Annotated in this window: 17 protein-coding genes; 2 read left to right on the plus strand and 15 right to left on the minus strand. The window is 58.0% G+C overall.

Annotation, left to right across the window (positions count from 1 at the left end):
* Positions 1-17: 17 nt before the first annotated feature.
* The 9 genes from HDF10_RS08575 to HDF10_RS08615 all read right to left on the minus strand — a co-directional run bounded on the left by HDF10_RS08575 (position 18) and on the right by HDF10_RS08615 (position 10,085).
* Entirely contained in the window at positions 18-896 is an 879-nt protein-coding gene (locus HDF10_RS08575) for a cupin domain-containing protein (protein ID WP_183812427.1), read from the minus strand.
* A 26-nt stretch (positions 897-922) separates the two neighbouring features.
* The gene (gene dctA, locus HDF10_RS08580; RefSeq protein ID WP_183812429.1) at positions 923-2,221 is read right to left on the minus strand and encodes a C4-dicarboxylate transporter DctA; all 1,299 of its coding nucleotides are present in this window, start codon (positions 2,219-2,221) and stop codon (positions 923-925) included.
* 71 nt (positions 2,222-2,292) lie between these two features.
* Positions 2,293-3,480 (minus strand): dihydrolipoamide acetyltransferase family protein, encoded by a 1,188-nt coding sequence (locus tag HDF10_RS08585; protein WP_183812431.1) that lies wholly within the window; start codon positions 3,478-3,480, stop codon positions 2,293-2,295.
* Positions 3,481-3,520: 40 nt separating this feature from the next.
* Positions 3,521-4,861 (minus strand): M24 family metallopeptidase, encoded by a 1,341-nt coding sequence (locus tag HDF10_RS08590; RefSeq protein ID WP_183812433.1) that lies wholly within the window; start codon positions 4,859-4,861, stop codon positions 3,521-3,523.
* Between the two features lie 23 nt (positions 4,862-4,884).
* Positions 4,885-5,883 carry an alpha-ketoacid dehydrogenase subunit beta gene (locus HDF10_RS08595; protein ID WP_183812435.1) on the minus strand — a complete coding sequence of 333 codons (999 nt, stop codon included), beginning with the start codon at positions 5,881-5,883 and terminating at the stop codon, positions 4,885-4,887.
* Positions 5,876-6,868 carry a thiamine pyrophosphate-dependent dehydrogenase E1 component subunit alpha gene (locus tag HDF10_RS08600; protein ID WP_221271550.1) on the minus strand — a complete coding sequence of 331 codons (993 nt, stop codon included), beginning with the start codon at positions 6,866-6,868 and terminating at the stop codon, positions 5,876-5,878. Before HDF10_RS08600 ends, HDF10_RS08595 begins: the two co-directional genes overlap by 8 nt.
* Complete coding sequence (locus tag HDF10_RS08605) at positions 6,865-7,758, minus strand: NAD(P)-dependent oxidoreductase (protein WP_183812437.1); 894 nt, start codon at positions 7,756-7,758, stop codon at positions 6,865-6,867. Before HDF10_RS08605 ends, HDF10_RS08600 begins: the two co-directional genes overlap by 4 nt.
* 18 nt (positions 7,759-7,776) lie before the next feature.
* Positions 7,777-8,586, minus strand: a complete 810-nt coding sequence (locus tag HDF10_RS08610) for a FadR/GntR family transcriptional regulator (protein WP_183812439.1) — start codon at positions 8,584-8,586, stop codon at positions 7,777-7,779.
* Between the two features lie 131 nt (positions 8,587-8,717).
* Positions 8,718-10,085: an NAD-dependent succinate-semialdehyde dehydrogenase gene (locus tag HDF10_RS08615; RefSeq protein WP_183812441.1), complete on the minus strand. Its 1,368-nt coding sequence runs from the start codon at positions 10,083-10,085 to the stop codon at positions 8,718-8,720.
* A gap of 179 nt (positions 10,086-10,264) precedes the next feature.
* Between HDF10_RS08615 and HDF10_RS08620 the strand changes: the two genes are divergently transcribed.
* Both HDF10_RS08620 and HDF10_RS08625 read left to right on the plus strand, forming a co-directional pair.
* Positions 10,265-13,726: a TonB-dependent receptor gene (locus tag HDF10_RS08620; RefSeq protein WP_183812443.1), complete on the plus strand. Its 3,462-nt coding sequence runs from the start codon at positions 10,265-10,267 to the stop codon at positions 13,724-13,726.
* Between the two features lie 84 nt (positions 13,727-13,810).
* Positions 13,811-15,037 (plus strand): alpha/beta hydrolase family protein, encoded by a 1,227-nt coding sequence (locus HDF10_RS08625; protein ID WP_260177768.1) that lies wholly within the window; start codon positions 13,811-13,813, stop codon positions 15,035-15,037.
* A 309-nt stretch (positions 15,038-15,346) separates the two neighbouring features.
* On the opposite strand, the gene HDF10_RS08630 is transcribed toward HDF10_RS08625, so the two are convergent.
* From HDF10_RS08630 to HDF10_RS08655, 6 genes are all read right to left on the minus strand, one after another.
* Entirely contained in the window at positions 15,347-18,511 is a 3,165-nt protein-coding gene (locus HDF10_RS08630; RefSeq protein WP_406705971.1) for an efflux RND transporter permease subunit, read from the minus strand.
* Positions 18,511-19,836: an efflux RND transporter periplasmic adaptor subunit gene (locus tag HDF10_RS08635; RefSeq protein ID WP_311732704.1), complete on the minus strand. Its 1,326-nt coding sequence runs from the start codon at positions 19,834-19,836 to the stop codon at positions 18,511-18,513. The genes HDF10_RS08630 and HDF10_RS08635 overlap by 1 nt, the downstream gene beginning before the upstream one ends.
* A 2-nt stretch (positions 19,837-19,838) precedes the next feature.
* Positions 19,839-21,296, minus strand: a complete 1,458-nt coding sequence (locus tag HDF10_RS08640; protein ID WP_260177730.1) for a TolC family protein — start codon at positions 21,294-21,296, stop codon at positions 19,839-19,841.
* A gap of 41 nt (positions 21,297-21,337) precedes the next feature.
* Positions 21,338-22,384 carry a YncE family protein gene (locus HDF10_RS08645; RefSeq protein WP_183812447.1) on the minus strand — a complete coding sequence of 349 codons (1,047 nt, stop codon included), beginning with the start codon at positions 22,382-22,384 and terminating at the stop codon, positions 21,338-21,340.
* A gap of 67 nt (positions 22,385-22,451) precedes the next feature.
* Complete coding sequence (locus tag HDF10_RS08650) at positions 22,452-23,915, minus strand: sensor histidine kinase (protein WP_183812449.1); 1,464 nt, start codon at positions 23,913-23,915, stop codon at positions 22,452-22,454.
* Positions 23,912-24,622 (minus strand): response regulator transcription factor, encoded by a 711-nt coding sequence (locus HDF10_RS08655; RefSeq protein ID WP_183812451.1) that lies wholly within the window; start codon positions 24,620-24,622, stop codon positions 23,912-23,914. Before HDF10_RS08655 ends, HDF10_RS08650 begins: the two co-directional genes overlap by 4 nt.
* Between the last annotated feature and the right edge of the window lie 53 nt (positions 24,623-24,675).

Consider the following 24,675-nt stretch of genomic DNA (forward strand, 5'->3'; position numbering starts at 1 on the left):
GTCATAGATGGCACCTGTTAGTCCGGATACCTCTCACGCATTTTGCGCCACTCAGAATCGAACCGGAAGGCCTGGCGCGCTGGAGGTTGAGGCGTCTGTGTCTCAATGAACCGGAGTGGCTCTGATCCTCGCGTGTAGATTGCGTGCTTCGCACCGACTCCGGTCCAGCATAACGTTCCGGGCTCTACGATGTACTCTTTGCCTTCAAATACACAATCGGCCATGCCCGAAACAAAGTAGTAAGACTCCTCGAAGGGATGGGTGTGGTGGGAGCCGCCACCGCCTTCGGCAAACTCCACGACGAACATTGTCATATGGGCCGATCCAAAGTTGCGATCGACCATCATCTTTTGGCTGATCAGACGCGCACCGTCTCCGGTGTATCCATCCATCTGCAGGTTGCCGGGCGGCGGCAGCTGAGCATCTTCAAAGTGCCCCACAAAACGTGTACGAGCGTCGCCTTTATCGAAGCGTGCGACCTTCTCGGGCCAATCGAAGTCGCCAACGAAAAAGGTATCCTGCCCTACGGCCTTGGCCAGAGGCTGTGGAGCAATCATTTCCATCCAGCGCGCGCGTGTGCCGCTGTTTGATCTCAACGCATGTGCCGAGCCTACTAGAATCAGGGCGTAGTCGCCAGGCCCCATGCGGTAGGTCCGGCCATCCATCATCAAGTCCAACTCACCTTCCAACACGTAAAGGCTTTTCTCATAGGCGAGCACGCACTGCTCGAGATAGCCGCCGGGTTCAAGTTGGACGATTTGATGGGCCATGTGGACGGCCGCCGCAGAGGTCGAATGGTCGATGAACGGGACTCGCGAGTAGCCCCTGGCATGTCGGCGATAACCTTCGGGAATGGAGAAGTTGTCTTCTTCAAGCTTGATTACTGCGTGAGCCATGGTTCCTCCAAAAAAAGAATGTTGCACTACATGCGGCTGCCCAACGTGGCAGCGTCGACTTCGTTTTCCCAGCGCGCGATGACGAGAGTTGCCACACCGCTGCCGATCATGTTGACCACTGCGCGGAACATCGCCATGAAACGGTCGATGCCGAGGATGAGCGCCATGCCAGCCACGGGAATCGTCGGCACGACGGACAAGGTGGCGACCAGGGCGATGAAGGATGCTCCCTGCACACCGCTTGCGCCCTTTGAGGTGAGGATGGCAACGGCAAAGATGGTGAGCTGCTGCGCGAGCGTGAGGTGGGTTCCAGTAGCCTGTGCGACGAATAGAGCGGCGAGGGTCATGTAAAGCGCGGTGCCGTCCGTGTTGAAGATGTAACCGGTCGGCACCACGAGCCCCACGAGCGCCTTGGAGCAGCCTACCGCCTCGAGCTTCTCCATTAGCGTAGGCATGGCAGCTTCGGAGGAGACGACCGAGAGCACCAGGAGAATCTCTTCTTTGATATAGATCAAGAACCTGAAGATGTTAAAGCCCGCGACCAGCGCAATGCCGCCGAGCACAACGACGACGAAGAAGATGGAGGTGAGATAAAACGTCGCGATCAGTTTGAGCAACGGCCCGAGCGAGGCGATGCCGTACTTGCCTACCGTGAAGGCCATCGCACCAAAAGCGCCGATCGGAGCGAGGCGCACGAGGATGTTGACGACGGCGAAGACCGCCTGCGTCACCGTGTTGAGCAGCGCCAGCAGGGGGGTCGCGCGCTGCCCCAGCGAGGACAGGGCAAAGCCGAAGAGCAGGGCGACCAGCAGCACCTGCAGAATGTCTCCCTTGGCGAAGGCGTCGACCACTGTGGTTGGGATGATATGCATCAGGAAATCGGTGACGCCCATGGCTTTGGTCTGGCCCACATAGCTCGAGACGGCCTTGGCGTCGAGAGAGGCTGGATCGACGCGGAAGTCGCCCCCTGGATGCACCACATTGCCCACTACCAGCCCGATCAACAGCGCGATTGTCGACACGACCTCGAAATAGAGCAGCGCCTTGCCGCCAACGCGGCCAACCTTCCTCAAGTCCTGCATGCCCGCTATGCCCGAGACAACGGTGCAGAAGATGATCGGCGTGATGATCATCGTGATCAGGCGGATGAAGCCGTCCCCAAGCGGCTTCATGGCGATGGCGCGAGCAGGACTGAAGTAGCCTAGGCAAATCGCCAACGCAACTGCTACGAGAACCTGGAACCAGAAAGTAAAATAAAAAGGGGTTTTACCCTTCGATTCAGTCCCTGTACTTACAGGGAGCTGCTCTATACCGACGCTTTCCATTTTTTATGCCTCATCCTACGTCGCCCGGGAAAGTCCATGCCTGGGTTGCGCGCCTCTCAATGTCAGAGGCACTACTTAAGCCAAAGGTCGGGTTCACGGATCGACTCAGCAAGGTCGTGCAGGAAAGTAGCAGCCTTTGCCCCGTCCAACACACGATGGTCGCAGGAGATCGTCAGGCTGAAGATTGGCCGTACAACGATGACTCCATCGACGGCGACTGCTCTTTCGACGATTTGACCCACGGCCAGGATTGCAGCCTGTGGTGGAGTGATGATGGCGCAAAAGGAGTCGATGTGGAACATCCCCAGATTGCTGACCGTGAAGGTCCCGCCTGCGAAGTCTGTGGGACGGAGGCGTCCGGCTTTTGCTCGGTCCGTCAATTCGCGACGTTGTTTGGCGATCTCACCCAGCGTCGCAGTGTTTGCGTTGTGGACCACAGGTGCAACGACACCGTCCTCGACGGCCATCGCGATGGAGACGTTCACGTCAGGGTTGAGGCGAACTCCGTTATCGATCCAACTGGCATTGACGCGCGGATGCCGGGCCAGGGCGCGAGCCACGAGCGCGACAAGAATGTCGGTATGCGTGAGCTTTACTCCAGAGGATCGCTCGACTTCAGGTCCGAGAGCGGCACGCAGTGAGTTCAACGCGGTTGCATCTACGTCTCGCTGCAGGAAGAAGTGCGGGACTGTGGTCCAGCTCTGCACCGTTCGCTCTGCCATCAGGCGGCCGATCGAAGAGAGTGATTCGTGTTGAACCGCAGGAGCGGGAGCGTTCTTAGGACCGCCGTCGATGAGTGCCTGTATGTCCGAGGCAAGAATCTCCCCGCCTTCGCCTGAACCCTGCACGGAGTTGAGATCGATGTCGTTGTCTTTCGCAAGCCGGCGTGCCTTCGGAGAGACTCGTGCGGCGGAGTTGGAAGTCACCGGCTGCCGAGAAGTCTCGTCGGAGCTAACGGGGGCTCCTACAACTGGAGCGACCGCCGGCGTGTGAGGTTTTGCCTCCGCCGGCACCTCTTCTCCGGGCTTCAGAATCCATGCAATAGTCTGGCCGACTGGAATGTCGGTCCCTACTTCGCCGGTGATTCCGCCAAGTACACCGTCGGCAGTAGCCTCAACTTCCATCACGGCTTTATCGGTTTCGATTTCAAGCAACAAGTCCCCCTTCGAGACCTTGTCGCCTTCCTTCTTGAGCCAGGAGACGAGCTTTCCTGTCTCCTGCGCCATCTCGAGTGCGGGCATTACGACGCTGATAGCCATAAGTTATTGTTGGGATACGCATGACCTAGAGGCCGCAGCGTTAGCTCCCGATCCTCTCTTTTTGTGCGCTGGATGCAACCAGGTTGCGAACATCCGAACTAGGTTCTACTTCTGTCTCTCGCACGGTGGGAAGCGGACCGCCGACGGTGTAGTAGTGCGCGCCGGCGACGAGAAGCTTCTCAGCAGGGAAGCGCGTGATCACCTCATGGCCGGTCTCGGTGACCACGATCTCTTCTTCGATTCGAGCCGCGCTCCAGCCATCCTTCGAGGGCCAGAACGTCTCAAGGGCGAAGACCATTCCAGGCTTGATCTCCTGCGGATGATCCAACGAGACGAGGCGGCTGATGACCGGCTTCTCCCAGATGGCGAGTCCGATGCCGTGCCCGTATTGGAGTGCGAACGCCGCCTCTTCATTGGGGAAGCCAAAGTCCTGCGCCTTCGGCCACACCGAGGCCACGTCGCCGGTTGAGCGACCAGGACGAATCAGATCAATCGCGGCATCCAGGTAGTCGCGGCATCTCTTGTAAGCGTCGACCATCGCGTGAGACGAATAGCCGATCGAGAAGGTGCGGTAATAACACGTGCGGTAGCCCATGTAAGAGTGAAGAATGTCGTAGTAGACAGGATCGCCGGGCCGCATAATTCTGTCGGAAAAGACGTGCGGATGAGGATTGCATCGTTCGCCGGAGATCGCATTGACCGCCTCGACGTACTCTGAGCCAAGGTCGTAGAGCACCTTGCTTACCAGGCCCACAGCTTCGTTCTCCCGCATGCCCGGCTTCATCGCCATGTAAAGCTCGTGATAGGCCGCATCGACCATGGAGGCAGAGGTATTGAGAAGGGCAATCTCGTCCTTGGTCTTGATGACGCGGGCCTCGGACATCAACTGCTGACCGTCGATGACGGTGATGCCCTCGCGCTGCAAGGCAAACAAAACTGGCAGTTCGATGATGTCGATTCCTACCGGCTCCTTATGCAGGCCGCGCATCTCCAACTCAATGCGAATCTTTTTCGCGACGTCCTCTGCGCGGCCGTGCTCAGGAGACATCGTGCCGCGCAACATCGAGATGCCGGGGCGCGAGCGTTCTCCGAGCCACGGACAGTGCAGTTGATGATGTCGGGCTGCGGAGCCGAAGTCCCACAGGATGGGCTCATCGTTCTGTGGCAGCAGGACGAACCGGTTCGCTTTGTCCTGGGCCCACGTGCCAATGTGTGTCGACGTGAGGTAACGCACATTGTTCATGTCGAAGCAGAGCAGCGCGCCCATCTCAGACTTCGCAAGCAGATTCTTTGCGCGCTGAAGTCTCTCTACGCGAAGACGATCAAAATCGATTCGCTGCTCCCAATCAACTCCCATGGTTCCGTAAGTCGGCTGTGCCATTGTTGCTTCTCCCGTTTCTTGTCCTACGATTTGCTGCAAAGTTTCTTCGCTGCGTCAAAGAGCATCTTCTCGGTCGGTACGGTCAGGTCCTCAAGCGGCGGCGAGAAGGGTATGGGAACATGCATAGCTCCCATGCGAAGTACTGGGCCGTCGAGATCATAAAAAGCGCCTTCCGAGATCACCGAGGCCAATTCAGACGTCACCCCGTAGCGGCCGTACCCTTCGTCGATCACAATGGCCCGCGACGTTTTTTTTGCCGAGTCAATGAGCGTCTTTTCATCGAGCGGCCACAGGGTTCGCGGGTCGACCACCTCTGCGCTGATGCCGATCTCCGCGAGCATATCTGCCGCGCCCAGCGCCACCTGAACCATACTGCTGGTCGCTATCAGTGAGATGTCTTTGCCGACGCGCTTCACCTCCGCGACACCGAGAGGGATGGTGTATTCGCCGGTCGGCACGGGGCCTTTCAGCTTGTGGTGCATCATCTTGTCTTCGAAGAAGATGATCGGATTCTCATCGCGAATCGCGGTCTTCAAGAGACCCTTTGCGTCAGCAGGAGTAGATGGAATCACAACCTTTAGTCCCGGCACGTGGCATAACCATGCGTGGAGCGACTGTGAATGTTGAGCGGCAGAGCGCCGACTCGCGCCGAGCGTTGTGCGCAGAACCATCGGCACCTTCCACTTGCCCCCCGACATGTAGTGGATCTTCGCAGCCTGATTGACCATCTGGTCCATCGTCAGGGTGAGAAAGTCCCCGAACATGATGTCGACCACGGGGCGAATGCCAGTCATGGCGGCTCCGACAGCTATGCCGGTAAAACCTGCCTCGGAGATCGGTGTGTCAAAGACACGATTGGTTCCGAACTCCTCGACCAGTCCAGATAGCACCTTGAAGGGAGTACCTGCTTCGGCCACGTCTTCGCCGAGGATGCAGACTCGCGAGTCGTGACGCATCTCTTCTGCGAGCGCCTCCCTGACGGCCTGTGCAAAGGTCAATTCACGATCAGTAGTATCAGGCATAGACGTGCATCTCCACTTCTTCTAGTGCGGGGTAGGGAGTAGCGATCGCAAACTCCACAGCGGCTTTCATCTCTTCTCTTACTTCGCTTTCAAGTGCGTCGAGCGTTGCCTTATCCGTGAACCCTTCGTGAAGCAGCCGCTCGCCATGAAGCTGGATGGGGTCGCGGCCTGTCTTCCACTCCTGCTCTTCCTGCTTGGTGCGGTAGTACTCGCGATTGATGTCGCCCACATGATGGCCGGTGTAACGATACGTGTTGCAGAGAAGAAAAGCCGGACCGCCGCCTGCTCTCGCATCGTCAATGAGCTGCTTGGCCTTGCTGTAAACGGCCTGCACATCCTGGCCATCTACCGTCTCGGCCTTCACGCCAAACGCGGTGGCCCGCGCGCAGATGTCTCCTGCCGTAGTCTCGCTGTAGTGCGTGTACTCGTTGTAGAGGTTGTTTTCGCAGACGTAGATCACAGGCAGCTTCCAAAGCTGAGCGATGTTCAACACCTCATAGAGCAGACCCTGACCGAGCGCTCCTTCGCCAAAGAAGCAGACAGCCACCAGGCCATTGTTCAGGTACTTCGATGAGAAGGCGGCGCCAGTCGCGATGCCCATGCTGCCGCCGACGATCGCATTCGCACCCAGATTGCCGGTGGCAGGATCGGCGATATGCATTGAGCCGCCTTTGCCATGGCAGTATCCCGCTTCCTTCCCCAGCAGCTCGGCAAACATGAGATTCGGTGTTGCGCCTTTGGCCAGGCAGTGACCATGTCCACGATGCGTGCTGGTGACGTAGTCTTCCTTTTTGAGAGCTTCGCAGATTCCAACTGCGATGGCTTCTTCGCCGCTATACAGGTGAGCGAGGCCAGGCATCAACGCACGCGTATAGAGCTCATTCACCTGCTCTTCGAACATGCGGATGCGGAGCATCTGCCGATAGGCATGGAGCGCCAGTTCTTTGCTGAACATGTTCACGGCTTCTTCGGTTTGAGGTGTCATCTTCCAACTCCTGTGTCGATGCCAGATAGTTTCGCGAGAACATCGAAGATTACGGCGAAGTCCAGCTTGGCCCAGTTCAAGGCCCGTGCAGCAGTTAGAAATTCATTGGTGACGGCAGTGGTGGGGAGCGGCACATTCAACTGCCGTCCAAGATCCAGCGCCAGCAACATATCCTTCTGCATCATGTTCACGTCGAACCAGGCCTCCTCCGGCTGTTGAAGAACGAAGGGCCCTCGGTACTTGATCATAGGAGAGGCGATAGCGCTGTGAGTGAGTACGTCCACGGCAACTTCGCGCTTGATGCCGCTCTTCTCTGCCAGCAGCACGCCTTCCGAGAAGGCCAGCATCTGTACGGCAAGGCTCAGATTCGAAGCAATCTTCATGGACAGCGCCAGCCCATTGCCGCCAACGAGCGTCACCTTGGGACCTATATCCAACAGGATTGGCTTGACCTTCTCGAAGGTCTCAGCTCTTCCGCCGACCATCACGGAGAGATTGCCTTGCTGAAGAGTAATGACGCTTCCGGAGACAGGAGCATCGAGCATATCTGCGCCCAGAGCGCGAACCTTTTCCGCGATCTCACGGCTCAGATCCGGCCCAACGGTGCTGATGTCGACCAGGATCTTTCCTGTGCTGAGGCCAGCGAGGAAACCATTCGGCCCCTCGGCAATACCCTTCAACGCCGACCCATTGGTGACCATGCTCAGAACCACATCGGCTGCTTCGGCGACCTCGCGCGGAGACTCGGCGAACTTCATTCCCTTTGTGATCAGTCGTTCCGCTTTGGACCGCGTACGGTTGTACCCGGTCACTGAGTGGCCCTTGGCCAGGAGCCGGTCCACCATCTCGCTTCCCATTACTCCAAGGCCAATAAACCCGAGGTTCGCCATTCGATTCTGCCTTTCGTTTTAAGAGGAGTGCCCCTTAGGTGATTTACTTTTCATGACTGCAGAAACCTTCGAATCCTGATGTACCTGCTGAAGATGAGCACGCATCGCTTTGCGTGCACTGCTGGCACTTCGCTTTTCGATCGCTTCAAGGATGAGTTTGTGGTGGACCTGACCTCGCTCTGGGCCACCGGTAACGGCAAAGATTCCCAGCCGCTGCTCGCGCAGTACGCCTACTAGCGAATCGAGCAAGGACAGGATGAGGGGATTTCCAGCGGCCTCGGCCAGCGCCAGATGGAAGTCGAGATCGGCCTCAATATAAGCGTCAGGATTTTTCATACTGCGGTCCATCACCGCAACAGCCTCTCGCATCATGACCAGGTGCTGTTCTTCAATGCGCGTCGCAGCCAGCGCCGTGAACTCGGGCTCCAGAATCTCGCGCATCTCTGCAACATAGTCAGAGTCTTCGAGGTCACTGCTCTTGAGAAAGGAGTTGAGGGAATGGCGTATCGCCTGGGACTTTCCCGTGCTGACGAACGTACCGCGGCCTGAGTACGCCTCAACCAGCCCCTTCTCGCTCAAGGTCTTGACAGCTTCGCGCACCGCCGTGCGGCTGACGCCAAACTCCAGAGCTAACTCCCGTTCTGCCGGAAGCTGGTCCCCGGGTTTCAGCTTTCCATCTTTGATCGACTGCTCGATCTGCTGCACGATCTGCTCGTAAAGTCTCGCGGTTCGGACTACTTTGTACATGGGCATCCCCTTCATCTGGCCACCCTTGAGGGTGGTTGTGGTCGAAACACTATACAGGACGCCATGGGTTGAAATTGCCATATCTGGTAAATGATTCACATCTGGTGTTTGGTTATACCAATAGTCCAAAAGCCCAATCAGGCTAGAAAACACTTAAGGTAAAGCGGTTATACCAAAAAGCCACTTTAGAACAAAATCGCTGTCGATGCAGTCTACTTTTCAATCCATACCGTTTTGACATTCGTGAACTCGCGAATGCCGAAGGGCCCAAGTTCGCGTCCAAATCCAGACTGCTTAACCCCGCCAAACGGCACCCGCGGGTCGGAGGCGACCATCTTGTTGACGAAGACCATTCCTGCCTCCAACTCCTGGATCAGGTGGTCTCGTTCTGCCTCGTCCTGGGTCCATACACTCGCACCCAGACCGAAGCGCGTGTCGTTGGCGATGTGGATTGCCTCGTCTACATCTTTCACACGGAAGATGGTCGCGACCGGGCCGAAGAACTCTTCGCTATAGGCGGGAGAGTCGCGTGGAATGTCGGTCAGGACCGTCGGAGGATAAAAACATCCCTTTCCTGGAATTGGCTTGCCTCCAGTCAGCAACCTTGCACCCGCATCGACTGACTTCTGCACATCGCGGTGCAGATCCTCGACGGCACTGGTCGAAGCCAGCGGTCCGAGGTCCGTCGTCCGATCCAGCGGATCCCCAACTTTCAGAGCCTCCATCCGCGCAACGAACTCCTTCTCAAACCTGTCAGCGATGGAATCCTCGACGATGAATCTCTTGGCTGCGATGCAGGACTGGCCATTATTCGCAACCCGCGCCTTGACCGCCGTTGCAACGGCCTCGTCAAAGTTGGCTGACTTCATCACGATGTAGGGATCGCTTCCGCCCAGCTCCAGCACGACTTTTTTGATGGCTTTGGCTGCAGAGATGCCGACCTGAACTCCGGCGCCTTCGCTTCCTGTGAGCGTTGCGGCGGCGATGCGCGGATCGGCCAGAATGCCCTCTACCTTCGCGGCGCCGACCAATAGAGTTTGAAAGACTCCCTCTGCGAATCCCGCGCGAAGAAAGACATCTTCCACCGCCAGCGCACTCTGCGGAACATTGGAGGCGTGCTTAAGCAGCCCGACGTTGCCGGCCATCAGCGCCGGAGCGACAAAGCGGATTACCTGCCAGAAAGGGTAGTTCCACGGCATGATGGCGAGAACTGGCCCCAACGGTTGATAGCGTATATAGCTACGGTTTGCGCTGGTCTCGACCGTCTCGTCAGCCAGGAAACGCTCGGCGTGCTCGGCGTAGTAGCGGCAGGCCCAGGCAGATTTGACGGTCTCGTCGATTGCGGCCTGGATGGGCTTTCCCATCTCCAAACTCATCATGCGTCCAAACTGCTCTTTCTCCGCTTCGAGAATCTCTGCCGCTTTAATCATCCGTTCCGCGCGATAGGCGAAGCTGGTGTCGCGATGAATGACAAATGCTGCGGCAGCCTTATCGAGCTTTGTGGCCAACTCCTTGTCGGTCAGTGGATCAAACGTTTTCATGACTTCGCCGGTGGCCGGATTGATGCTTGCAATACCCATCTCGAAAGACCTTTCTCGTGGTGTGCCAGGGAGAGGCACTTGTGGTCTGACAGTTATACCGCAAGTCCGAAGTGGTTTGTCAAGCGGCTTCTAGAAATAATTTATTTTCAAATATCCTTGACCGGCGTTGTGGTGCGGTGGTAAAGCTGTCGTACCAAAATTTAAGGGGCGTATACGCAATGAACCTTCACAGAGCAGCCGGCCTTGTCACCAGAACCATGCAAGGGGTCGCTGTCGCCCTCGTGGTCCTATCTCTCTCCAACTCCGCGAGCGCCCAGACAAACACCGGCCGTATCCTGGGCGACGTCAGCGACTCCTCCGGAGCTCTGGTCGCCGGGGCCAAGGTCACGATTACCGATGTACAGCGTGGAACCAAGCGTTCCCTGGTGACAACGCAGGCAGGCGAGTATGTGGCCCCGGATCTTCTGCCCGGCATCTACACGGTGCGGGTCGAAGCTCCAACCTTCAAAGCCACCGAGCGCACTAATATTCAGATCGAAGTTGCTTCTGATGCCCAGGTAGATTTTGTTCTGGAGACGGGAGCAGCTACGGAGACGGTCACGGTCACGATGCAGGTGCCGCTCATCAACACGACCTCTTCCAGTCTCGGGGGCACGCTGGGAAACAAGGAGATCAACGATCTCCCTCTCAACGGCCGCAACTACGAGAATCTGCTCCAGCTTCGTCCCGGCATCGTGCGTTATCCCGGCGGGGGCTTCTCCACCACCAGCACCAACGGCCTGCGTGCCGAAGACAACGCCTACATCATCGACGGGCTGTTCAACAGCGAGCCGTTCTCCGGACAGAGCATCATCAATGGAGCCGGCATCGCGGGAGACTCCGCAACCATCCTCCCCGTCGACGCGATCCAGGAGTTCAACCTTATTGAAAATCCTCCGGCTGAATACGGCTGGAAGCCCGGTGCCATGGTTAACGTCGCGCTCAAATCCGGTACCAACACACTCCACGGCACCGCCTATGCCTTCGGCCGAAACACTCCGATGGATGCGCGCAACTACTTCAATCCCATCGCAGGAGGGCCGAAGAATCCCCGCAGCTTGGAACAGTTCGGCGGAACCGTCGGAGGCCCCATCCTCAAGGACAAACTCTTCTACTTCGGCGGATATGAGCGGCAAACTTACCAGGTAGCGAGTATCAGTCAGTTGAACACTCCGGTCACCGTCTCTCTCAATGGCGACCCGAAGAACAGTGTTGTCGACGCCATCGCAGGGGTCGAAGCGGCTGGCATCATCCCCAGCACCCCCAGTCTCACCATCGGAGGATGCACCGTAGGTCCGCCCATCGTCTGCAACGGTACGGGCTTTCCCACCAACAACGGCACCAACGCGGCCGGCCCTACGTTCATCAACTACGGCCTGCCCAACAACGTCACCAGCGACAACGCCGTAGCCAAAGTGGACTATCAGATCAGTCAACGTCATTCGGTCAGCGGTCTCTTTTTCTTCGGCAACAACAACGGAACCGTGTCCGACGCCAACCAGCTCCAGACCGCGTGGTTGACCCAGATCCATACTCGCGCCCAGGTCGTTGGAGCGAGCTGGACCTGGATCCTGAACCCCCGCTGGCTCAACGAAGCCCGCTTTGGCTACAACACCGTCTACCAACCCACTTTCGTCAACGACCGCAATAAACCGGCCTCTGCCTACGGCCTGAACACCGGCGTCACCAATCCGCTGTACTTCGGTCTGCCGCGCATCAACATCTCCGACTTCTTCCCCGCGCTCAACGAGTTGGGAGGATTCAACTGGCCGAAGATCCAGGGTCCCGACCGCAGATTCCAGTTCATCGATCACGTCTCCTACACCGTCGGCAAGCACGCCTACAAGTTTGGGGGCGAGATACACCGCGATAGCTTCACCGGCGGGGCCTATGCCGGTAGCCGCGGCCGCATCAAGTTCGGCTTCGGCACTGACGCATTCCCCGGCGCAACGCCGCTTGAAGACTTCTTCGCTGGGGTGCCCGCATCCGGTAGTCTGCTTAGCGGAGACCCCACCCGGCAGATTCACAATTGGGGATTCGCCAGCTTCGCACAGGACGACTGGCGGCTCACCAAGAACCTCACCCTTAACCTCGGCCTTCGCTATGAACTGAACACCGTCGTCAAGGAGGCAAACAACCTGCTCGGCAACTTCGATCCCAGCGTAGGTCTGGTTCAGGTCGGTCAGGGTATCAACGGGCCCTACAACGGCGAACACTACAACTTCGCCCCTCGCGTGGGCTTCGCCTGGGACATCACCGGAAGCGGCAGAACCGTGCTGCGCGGCGGGGCTGGGCTCATCTACGAGACCGTCAACTGGGAGTCTTTCCTTGCTTTGAACAACTCCCTCGGTATCAGCACCATCCCCACCGGCGCGCTGGGCGTAGGTCCCAACGGCGGCAAGGGAACCGGTTCGATCTCGGTCGGCACCGTCAACTTCACTGGCTCTGCGCTCAACTGGAACGCTGGATACAACAGCGGAGCGTCTACTGTCTTCCCCACCGGCACGATCAACTGCGGCGCGAACCCCTGCAGCATCCTCGGCATGGTGCAAAACTTCCGCACCCCGCAGGTTTACAGCTGGAACATCAACGTCCAGCACTCCTTCCGGCCCGACCTAGTGCTTGAGGCCGCCTATGTAGGCAACCACGGGCAAAAGCTCGTCGGCATTCACGACATCAACCAGAACGTTCCGTCGGCGGACTTCAACCACGACGAGCAGTCCGGCCGTCCCTTCAACGCTCTCTATCCCTATCTCAGCTTCATCTATCAGATGGGCAACATCTATCGCTCCAACTACGACGGTCTGCAGATGACCATGACTGCCCGCAACTACCACCACTTCACCGCCGTCGCCGGCTACACCTACTCTCACTCGCTCGACAACGTAGGCGCAAACTGGGACTTCGGCGCCGGCTCGGGCATCCCCCAGGACAGCACCCAGCCCCAACGCGAGTACGCCAGCAGCGACTTTGATATCCGCCACCGCTTCACTCTCACCACCAGCTACGCCATCCCCGGCCGAAAGTCGTTCCTTCAATCCCTCGAAGGCTGGCAGGTCAACTCCATCGTCAGCCTCTACGGAGCGCAACCCTGGGGGCCTATCGATACTGGCAACGACCTGAGTCAGACCGGAGAAGGAGTCGACCGCTGGGACTTCTTCGGCAATCCTCATGACTTCAAGTCTGGAGGTGCAGTCGGTATCCCTTATCTGGCAGGCGCAGATGCTGTCAACGATTCAGTCTGCATGGCTCATGCGCGTTCGATCGACACTCTGGGTACCGCCGGTTGCTATAGATCGGGTAACTCCGTCATGACTCCACCCGCGCTTGGAACCTTCGGCACAATGGGCCGCAATACCTTCCGCGACACCGGCTATAAGAACTGGGACTTCTCCCTCGATAAGAACTGGCACTTCCACGAGCGCTACGCAGCGCAGTTCCGCGCGGAGTTGTTCAACTTCACCAACCATCCCAACTTCGCCAATCCCTTCGGAGGCCAGAACGGCTGGGGTCACAACGATCCCTCCGTCCCAGGCCAGTTCGGCTGCGGCTGCGCGACCCCGGACGTAGCTGCCTCAAACCCTGTCATCGGCTCAGGGGGCAGTCGCGCTGTGCAACTTGGCCTCAAGCTTTCCTTCTAACGTTCGGCCTCGGGTCAAAGGCCGAACGCCGAAATTCAACTGCTTTGAAAACTGTGGAAGAGAGGAATTCCTATCGTGGCAACCATGCACTCGGCAACCAGGAGCTTCAAGACCATCGCATCTTTACTCACTGTCTGTGCCGGACTCTCTTCAGCCGGCCTCCTGGCCCAAGGGGCGCCGGAGCGTACTCTCGACGAGATCAAGGTTGAGGCCGTCCATCGTGCAGAGGTCGGCGGATATCCTCTCATCGGTCTCGATCCCAACGACGTCCGCGAAGCCTTCAAGTCCATCCACACCCGCGACAAGGATGAGTGGGCCGAAGGATTCATGGGGGTCGCCGACCGCTACATGGCCGAAGGCAAGAGCCTCGAAAAGACCGATCCCGCCAAGGCCAACGCAGACTACATACGCGCCTGGCATCTCTACTTCTTCGGCCGCTGGCCCACCGATTCGTCTCCCAAGAAAAAACTCTCCTACGCCAAAGGCATCGAAGCATTTCTCGCTCATGCCCGCATGATGGATCCACCCGTTGAGGTCGTTCACATCCCCTTCGAAGGCAAGGAGATCATCGGCTACCTGCGGCTACCCAAAGGCGCCACCGGCCGCATCCCCATGGTCATCGCAGTCAACGGACTCGATAGCCGAAAGGAAGACCTCACCGAGAGCTTTTCCGCCATCCTCCCCTACGGCATCGGCTACATCGCCGTCGACGGACCAGGCACCGGGCAATCTCCCGTCAAAGCCAGCCCCACCGCCGATCGCGCCCTCTCCAAAGTCCTCGACTACCTCGCCACCAGGCCCGAAGTCGACTCCCACCGTATCGCCATGCACGGCGTCAGTTGGGGAGCCTATTGGGGCACCAAGATGGCAATCCTCGAGAAAGATCGCCTCAAGTGCGTCAGCGTCCAATCCCCGCCCACCGACCTCTTCTTTCAGAAAGACTTTGTCGTGAACTCTCTGGTAGGCAACCGCGAGTATCTCTTCGATCAGATTCCCGCCATGATGTCCATCTTCGAAAATGTAACCACATTGGATCAGGTAATCGACGAGTTCTCCAAGATGTCCCTCGTCAACCAGCACCTGCTGGGCAAGCCAACCGCGCCCATGCTGATTCTCGCTGGCACCAAAGACACCCAGGTGCCGATCGCCGATGTCTATAAACTCCTCGACAGCGGCGACTCTCCGAAAGAGGCCTGGATCAACCCGCAGGGCGGTCACCTCGGCCGACAGGTAGGGGTCTGGCCTGATCCTCGCATCTTCAAGCAGGTCATCCTTCCATGGCTCGATCGAAATCTCAAAGCCACCCCATAAGTCACTGACACGCAGTCTTTCTGATTCTGTTGTGCGAATAAAGAAATAAAGATTAGCCATAACGATTCCGCAAGGAAACCATTGCGGGATCGTTAACGTTTGTCTTCGAGCATGAGCGAGTAGGAGCGAGTAGGAGCTTGCAGGTTTTGCAATCGTTCACACGCCTGAAGTGCGGCGGCCTTCCACAGCAGCTCGAATCAGTCGGAGCACATCTTCGAGCGCGATCTTCCAGACACTTGAAAATAATATGTAACCGTATATGTTATAAAATGTGCGGACTATCGGTTCTACAAGACTCAGACAATATCCTCAGACAGTCGCTTGTGGCTCTTCCACCCCTGCCCGCTCGCCTTTCGAAGTCAGATGATAATACATCGCAGGCGTAACGATCAGGCTCAGAACCACCGAGATCAACAGGCCTCCGATCACGGCAATTGCCAGTGGCTGCAGCATCTGCGACCCGGCACCCAACGCAAAAGCCAGCGGCAGCATCCCGCACATCGCCGCAGTCGCCGTCATCACGATCGGCCGCAGCCGCCTCTGCGCCGCATGCATCATTGCGTCAAGCGCCTCTGCTCCTTCGGCCCGTGCCCGTTCATCCGCATCCAGCAGCAGGATGCCATTTTTGGCCACGATCCCGATCACCATAATCAAGCCCATGAAGCTTGCGACGTTGAAGTCGGTTCGCGTAATCAGCAGCGCCAGAACGACTCCAGCCATGGAAAGAACGGAGCTAGTAAGGATCGCAATCGGCGCGGAGAAGTTTCTAAATTCAGCAAGCAGCACACCGAAGACCAGCGCAAGCGCAAGGATGAGAACCTGGACGAGCTCATGAAAAGATTTCTGCTGCTCCTGATACGTGCCGCCGTACTCTACCCGCACACTCGCCGGAAGATTCAACTTAGCCACGGCATCTTTCACCTTGACCATGGCGCCGCCAAGATTGGAACCCTCCAGTCGACCGCTTACCAGCACAACCTGCTCGAGATTTTCGCGACGGATCTCATTCTGTGGAGGCAGTTCTTTGATCTCGGCAAGTGCACCCAGCGTCGCGGTGTGCCCCGTCGCAGAGTTGAAGACCGTGTTCTCGATCGCGCTCAACGAGGAGCGATGCTCGTCCGACATGCGCACACGGACTGTGTAAGGCCGGCCAGCCACAATCACCGGATCGGTCGAAGGAAGGCCATCCAGCAGCGAGGTTGCGTCTTCTGCTACCTCCTGAACGGTAAAGCCGAGGCGGCTCGCCAAACCAGGATCCACCTGGAAGGTAGTCGCCGGCCCGCTCAGTGTGTTGTCGACGCCGTTCTGAGTATCGACGACCCCTGGAATCGCAGAGATGGCCGCCTGCACCTTCGGCCCCAGATCGTGCAGAAGTGTGGTGTCGTTCGAGAAGAGTTTAATCTGAATCGGCTCGGGAGAGTTCGAGAGATCGTTGATCATATCCTCAAGAACCTGTACAAACTCGACATCAAGCTCCGGCTCCTGCTCCTTGATCTTCTGTCGCACGTCCGAAATAATCTCATCGATAGCCCGCGATCGCTTCGTCTTCAGGCGAACCGAGATATCGCCGGTATTCGTCTCTGTCACGGCAGCAAGACCAAGCTGAAGGCCAGTTCGTCGTGTTGTGATCGAAACCTCCGGCGTATCGCGGAGAATCTTTTCCACGCGATCGAGCGCTTTATTCGTCGTCGCCAGAGAGCTGCCCGCAGGCATGATGTAGTCAAGGATAAAGCTCCCTTCGTCCATCGCTGGCAGCAAATTTGATCCGAGTGCGCTGTAAGCAAAGTAGCCAACTACGATGAGAACTCCGGAGATGGCTACCAGCGCCCAGCTTCGACGAATCGTCCAGCCGAGCACGCGGCTGTGAAAGCTGAGAACGCGGCGCATGAAGGGGCCGTTCTCATCATGGTCCGCGATAGAGTGATCCGCAGACGGCTTCGAGGATGCATCTTCGCGACGCTCGCGCAGAAGCGAAAGTGAGAGTGCGGGTGTGAAGGTCAAAGCCAACAGGAGTGATGTGAGAAGCGCTGCAGTCATGGTCACGGCCAGCGCCCGGAAGAAACTGCCGGTCACCCCTGTGACAGCAATCAGAGGAAGAAAGACAACCACAGGCGTGACGGTAGACCCGATAAGAGGAATAGTGATCTCGTGCAGAGCGGTACGTACCGCATCGACACGGGACTGCCCACGATCCCGATGCACGACGATATTTTCCACCACCACAATAGCGTCGTCGATCACAAGGCCGATAGCGGCGGCAAGGCCGCCAAGCGTCATCAGGTTAAAGCTCTGTCCAATAATCCAGAGAAAAAGAATTGTGACTGCGACGGTGACAGGTATCACCAGGCCAGCGATCAGCGACGAAGTCCAGTCGTGCAGAAATAAAAACAGAATCACGCACGCCAGCAAAAGGCCAATCAGAATGGCGTCGCGAACGCTGGCAATGCTCTCGCGAACAAGCTCCGACTGGTCATAGAACGGTGTGAGATGAACCCCCGGGGGTAGAGTTTTGCTCAGCTGAGCGATCTCGACGGCGACCGCAGCAGCCACGGCAACCGTGTTGCTGGTGGGTTGCCGCGTTATGTTGAGCAACACCGACGGTATGCCGTTAGCGTCGACGGTGGTGTAGACGGGAAGAGTAGCCGGCCCCAGAGACGCTACATCCGAGATGCGAATCGGAACACCGGCAGCCGTGGTTTTGACGACGAGACGTCCGAGCGATTCGACATCATGCGCCTGCGCACCCACCAGCCCGAGAATCAGCTGATGATCAGCCTCGTACAGTCCGGGAGAATCAATGATATTCGACGTCTGCACAGCGTTCACAAGATCGAGAACGGTGATGCCCGCAGTCTGCAAACGCGCAGGATCCGGGACGATATGAAACTCGGGAACTTTGCCGCCCTGAACCACAACCGTGCTCACCCCGGTGACCCGATTCAAAGGAGGTTTGAGATCATAAGTCGCGATCTGCCATAGAGCCGTGGGCGACACGGTGTTAGGCCCGCGGTCATCTGCTGTCAGCGCATACGCCACAATAGGAAAGGTCGCGAAGGTCAGGCGATTCGTTGTGATCTTTGCCGTGCTGGGCAGGCTCGACTGTATCTTCGCCAGGGCGGAGTCAGTGAGCTGTAACGTGCGGAACATGTCCACAGTCCAGTCGAAGAACAGACTCACCTCTGCAGATCCACGACTCGTGGTGCTGCGAACCGTCACAAGTCCGGGGACGCTGTTGACGGCATCTTCAATGGGCTTTGTGATCGTGACCTGCATCTGCTCAACCGGCATCACACCGTTATCGACGCCGATCACCACACGCGGAAAGTTCGTATCCGGAAAGACAGAGATCGGCACCTGAAAGGCCGCGTAGATCCCGGCAATCGTGAGCACGATGAGGAAGAAGAAGATCGGCTTGGCGGTACGCGTCAGCCAGAAGTTTTTTTCGTCGGCGGTAGGTGCATTCGGCAGACTCACTATTTGCCTCCCGCATCGTCGTCGCTCTTGCCTGCCGAACCTTTCTCCTCAGCCGGCCCCACCTTTACCCTCGTGCCTTCGTCCAGCCCATAGCCGCCAGTCGTTATCACCATATCGCTCGGCTTGAGACCACTAAGTATTTGCGCCGACTCATCCGTCTGTATGCCGACAGTGACAGCGCGCTTTGCAGCCGCTCCGTCCGGGCCGATGACCATAACAATCTTGCCCGCGCCCTCTGGCGACCGCTGAACGGCTTCCGTTGGAATCAGCAGCGCGTTCTCTACAGTTCTTCCCTTCAGAGTGGCGTGCACCGAAGTGCCGGCCTTCAGCTTGCCCTTCGGATTCGATACTCGCAGCCAGACTTCAACCGTGGTGCTGCCAGAGTCGAGCGCCGGACTGATCAGCGAAACCTTGGCATCTATGGGTTCTTCTACTCCCGGTACGGTTATCGTGGCGGGAGAACCCACACTAAGCCGCTGCGCCTGAATCTGAGCGATGTGCAACTTCGCGATCATGGCGGAGGTATCCATCACCGTCACGACGGCAGTTCCCGCAGCGACGGTCTCCCCTGCAAAGAGTGGTCGATCCGTGACGACGCCAGAGATCGGCGTTCTGATGTTGGTATAGCTAAGCTGCGCCTCCGCACCCAGGTACTTTCCCTTCGCAGAGGCGAGCTGCCCCTTTGCCGATTCCAGCGAAGCGCTGGTGCCAACCTTCGTGAGGGCCTCGTACTTCTGCTTCGCAATATCGTAAGCCGCCTGCGCCTGCAGTGCAGTCGTTCGCGCGGTATCGTAATCCCGTCCTGGTATCGCTCCCTGAGACAGCAACTGCTTGCGGGCCTCGAGAATGCTGTTGTCGAGATCGAGTGTGGCCTTCGCCTGTTCCAGATCAAGCCGGGATCGGGTTTGCTCTTCGGGAACTGCAGACTGCGTTGCCGTCGCATAGGCCCCTTGCGCTGCGTCGAAGGCACCTTTGTTATCCATCGCAGCCGCGGCGAGATCTTCGTTCTCAAGCGTTGCCACAAGCTGGCCGGCCTTCACATGGTCGCCCCGTTGAACATAAAACTTACGTACAGGCGCAGTCACCTTAGGTAAAATCGCGGCCTGTGCAACCGGGGCAAGAGTTGCGTCTGCGTCAATCTCCTCGGTGATCGAGCCGCTTCCGGGATGGACGGCTTGCACTGTGACCACGGGTTTATCGGCCGTATCGTCTGCCTTCTTGCAGCCGTTCAGAAGCAGCATGGAAGCAGACAGGAACATCAAAGATGCGGCCAATGCCGGTGTCCCAGCACGTTGAGTTGTCGTAGTTACTATTTTGTTGGCCACGGTTAAATCGTCCCCGTAAGTAGTTGAAGATTTGCCAGCGCAAGCTGATAGCGAATGGTGCCGTCCTGATGAGCAAGCTCTGCACTGGTCAAAGAGTTCTGTGCATCGACAACCTCGAGGACGGTCGCCTCGCCGGCGGAGTAGCGCATCCTGGTCAGGCGAAGGCTCTCCCGCGCCGTCTGTACACTCAACTCAAGCGACGCAAGCTGATCGTGAGCGAGGGAAGCCTCTCCATAAAACTCATCAAGCTGAGCGATCAGTGTGCGCTGTGTAGAAGTCAACGCCACCTTGGCAGCATCGCGAAGGATGTGGGCCTGCTTAATCTTGTGCTGCGTCGCAAACCAGTCCCACACAGGAATGTCGAGTGTCGCCGAAGCGGAGTAGCCAAGGTTGCGAACACCGTCAGGGCCGTTTCTGGCGAACTGCGGGGCATCGATACCATACGAGTAGTTAAGCACCAGGTCAGGCAGGTAAGCAGCGCGTGCGGTCGTAATGTCGAGATCCTTCGATCGCAGCGTTGCCAGGGCGCTCTTCAGTTCGGGATTATTCGCGGCTGCCTGCGTCTCCACCACGGCTCGCTCCGGAAGCGGAGTTGCTGCAGGAAGTGTCACACTGTACGGCGAGCGGGGATCAGGAAACAACAGCACGCCAAGATCAAGACGAGCCTTCTGCGCCTGCAGTTGAGCGTCCCCAAGATCCCGCTGCCGTTGTTGCAGCGTCAGCTGGGCCTTGATGACATCCGCATGTGCCACTTCTCTTGCTGTTTCGCGTTGCTCCGTCTGCTTCACAAAGTCAGCAGCCTCATTGGTAGCGCGCTGTTGAATGACAATCCGTACCTGCGCAGCGGTTGAGTTGTAGAAAAGTCCAACGACGGTCGAGGTCAAACCCCTGCGGCTGATCTCCATCTCCGCACTGGCGATTGCAGCAGCCGCGCCCGCGCGAGCCAGAGCAGTGTACTGTGCAAGTCCAATCGTCTCGGTAACGACGCCTTGGCTGATGTACTCGTGCACGACATTGTTGGCGATGAACCTGGGCGCCGCCTGTGTCCCGATCGAGCCGGCCAGACCATTCGGCTGAGTATAAAGATACTGATTGTGGTACACGACGGAGGGGAGCAAAGCCGCTCTTGCAATCGAACGGTCAAGCTGTGCGGCCTTGCTCGCTGCCACCGCCGCGGCAAATGCGGGCTCATTCGTTCTTGCCAGCGAGAGCGCCTGGTCAAGCGTAATTGCCTGACTAGCCTGGTTCGCATCTTGCACGGGCGTCGCTGTTACTCCACCGTTAGCCTGCGTGGCTCCAGCGTCAGTCCGCGACGCCGCACTTTGCGGCGACCCTGTAAGCTCCGGGGCAGCTATCCCGGAAGTGGTTGTCTGCCAGGCTTCAGCCGGTGATGGCGCGATGACCAACGCCATCACCCAGCCAAACGCGAAGATCGTGTTGAGTTGCAAGGTTCGTTTCATGGTCTGCTTCACACGCCCATTGCGCGGAATATCTCCCGCAGCTAGTCTTGGCCGATCACCAGCACGGTAAAGCTGTCGGGCACGATCGTGGGTCGCGGGCGAGGAGTCGCGGCGGTTGCAGGCGGGGTGGCCCCGAACTTGGCCGTTACGGTGTAGATCTTTCCGGTAGACGGATCGAACGCCATCGTTCTCGCGCCCTTCATCGTCGGAAGCGTCTGTATCACCGGATACGTTGCCTTGCTCGCATCGACGACGCTCAACGTGCCGTCGCCATTGGAAGAGAACACCAGCTTCTTGCCCGCGTCATATCCAGCGGCATCAGGCCCATCGCCAATGGTCGGCGTAGCCAGCGACTTGCCCGTGTGCGAATCGGTGACGGCCATCTTCTTGCCGTCGCAGACCGAAAACAGACGTCCGCCCTCCTTATCGAAGGCCAGCCCCGACGGCGAGTCGCAGCCGGGCAGAGGCCACGTGGCCGTAATCTTCTGAGCCTTGGCGTCGAGTCGCACGATGCTGTTTTTATCTTCGATATTCACGAAGATAGTTCCTTGATCGTCGCTTTGGGGGAACTCCGGTTTGCCGGGCAGCGCGACGGTGCCTATCGCTTGACGACTGGCTGCATCGATCACGGTCGCGTTCTTGCTTGATCCATTAAACGCCCAGACCGTATTGGTGGACCCCTCGTAGGCCATGCCGTCGGGATTCGTTCCGGTCGGAATCTTCGCCAGCGTAGCGAAGTTGGAAGTATCGAAGACCACAACGTTGTTTGCTCCCCCATCGGAAGCGAAGCCGGTCTTGCCATCGGGAGCGATGACGACGCCGTGGCATCGAGTCAATCCTTCAACGGCTCCGATGACCTTTCCGGTCGTGGTATCGACGACGTCGACCCGCGTCAGGTGGGCAATGTAAAGGCGGTGTGTTGTCGGGTCGGCAGTCAGGTAGTCCCAACCTCCCGTGCCTCCGATGGTCCATCGCTGTTCAATCTGAAATGGCTTTTGGGCCGTAGCAGACGTTGTCGTAAAGAAGGGAGCTAGCGTCGATGCGGCAAAGAGGAGAGAAGAGACAACTCGTCTGTTTGTATTCGGCATGTCAAAAACACTCCAGAGTCGAAGAAATTTGTTCCTACAAATATCGCAGAACCGGCTTAATGTACGCTTAAGACGCTACAACTCCTGTTTCCTGATTCCTCACGACCCCAGGATCCGTTCTTTCCGCTGTGGTCTCGACCAATGGCAGAGTAACAATGGCGCTCGTGCCGTGACCCGGTCTACTCTCCAGGCGAATCGCGCCGTGATATCGCAAAACGATCGCCTTTGAGATCGCCAGTCCCAGGCCTGTGCCACCCGTTCGCCGGCTGCGCGACGGGTCTCCTCGATAAAACCGATCGAAGACGTGAGGAAGAACCTCTTCCGAGATCCCTTCCCCATCGTCCTCAACCACCAATCGCGCCACCTTATCCCGGCTGCTGACGATCGCGCGAACCTCTGCGCCGGCTGCGCTATGTTGAATCGCGTTGTGAATCAGGTTGGAGCAAAGCAGGCGAAGCTGATCGGGATCGCAAAAAACGAAGACCGGACTATTCGCGTTGATCACCAGGCTGATGCGGTGGAAGCTCGCCAGCGTCCGAAAGTGCTCCGCCACGTCACGGAGAACATCGCCAAGTTCGACCGTTCGATACGACTCTGGCTGTTCCGCGCCATCCTCAAGCCGCGCCAGGGTCAGCATCTTGGCGACAAGTTCCTCCATGCGCTCCGAGTCGATCCTCACTCGCTCGAGTCCCTCTTCATACTCCTTCGCAGACCTGGTCCGCATCGTCAAAAGCTGCAGAGAAGACTTCACCACCGCCACCGAGGTCTTCAGCTCGTGAGCCGCATCGCTGACGAACTGTCTCTGTTGCGCGAAGGACTGCTCCAGCCTCAGCAGCGCCGACTCAATCGCTGAGACCAGCGGCTCAAGCTCTCGTACATAACGCGCCTGACTCGAGGGACCCAGATTCCACGACGTGACAGAGATCCCCCCCGCCTGCTCTGCCAGTTCATATAAAGGTTGAAGCCCGCGACGCAATAGATGCAGCAGAACCACGCCGGTTACCACGAGAAGGAGAAGGCCCGAGAGCGCATAGAAAGCAATTGCGTTCCGAACACGCTCCCACACCGGGTGAGTGCGCGAGCCGTAAAGAATAATGACATGCCGGGCAACGCCGCCCTTCGCATCCCCAGGATCGACGATCCGCAGACCTGGCCTGCGAATCACTCGATACCGAACCCCTCCAACCGTCAGATTGCGGAACTCCCTCGTATCACTGCTGGCCAACGCCTGTTCGCCGCCCGGCCACCCTTGCGACCCTATGACGCGGCCCCGGTCGTCGCGCACGATATAAATGTCTCGCCGTGGAGCGAGCCCTTCGGTGCCATAAAGCATCAAGTTGTCTTCAGGGTCTTCTGCGTCCTGCACCGCGCCAAGGACCGAATCTGCCCGGCCGCGAAGCATCACATCCAAAGCTCGGAAGTGTGAAATCCCCTCATAAACACTGGCGATCCCAATCAAGGCCAATAGGGAGCAGAGCTCCACCAGGAGCACAGCCGTGATCAGGCGTCGTGTCAGCGAGTAGGTCTTCATCCCGATTCGTCCCCGGCATCCTTGTAGTTGCCGTACTCCAGCACAAGTCTGTAACCCCGATTGCGCAGATTCTCGATCGTCGGCGGATTCGCTCCCTCCCCGAGCTTCCGTCGCAAATTCGAAACATGCGCCTCGATCACATTGGAGTGATGCACCCAGTTGAAGTCGTACATATGCTCCAGCAACTCTCGCTTGGAGACAATGGCGCGTGGGCGATGCATCAGGTACTCGAGAATCCGATACTCCATCGGCGAAAGCACAATCGGGTTGCCCGCGCGGAAGACGCTCTGGTCCCCGGTGTGCAGCTCCAGATCGCCCAGGCGCAGCGCCGGACTCGCCATCCCCTTGCCCCGGCGAATCAGCGCCTTCGCCCTCGCAATCACCTCTCCCAGATCGAAAGGCTTGCTCAAATAATCATCCGCGCCGCTGTTCAGGAGTTGAATAATGGAAGATCGTTCACTCCGCGCCGTCAGGATCAGTACCGCAGTGTTATCGCCTCGTTCGCGAAGCCTGCGAAGCACCGTTAGGCCATCCAGCTTCGGCAGCATCAGATCGAGAATGATCAGGTCGTAGCAAAGATTTTCAGCCAGATCCAGCCCCGTCTGCCCATCCTCGGCCTGGTCCACCGCGAAGCCCGGCCCATCGCGCAGCGCGTGCGCCACGTTTTCAGCTAGGCGAATCTCGTCTTCAACCAGTAGTACGCGCATGAATACATCTCAACATACAAAGCTTAAGTCAGCCTTAAACTGTCTGTCGGCCG

The sequence above is a fragment of the Tunturiibacter empetritectus genome, from assembly GCF_014201375.1.
GTDB lineage: Bacteria > Acidobacteriota > Terriglobia > Terriglobales > Acidobacteriaceae > Edaphobacter > Edaphobacter lichenicola_D.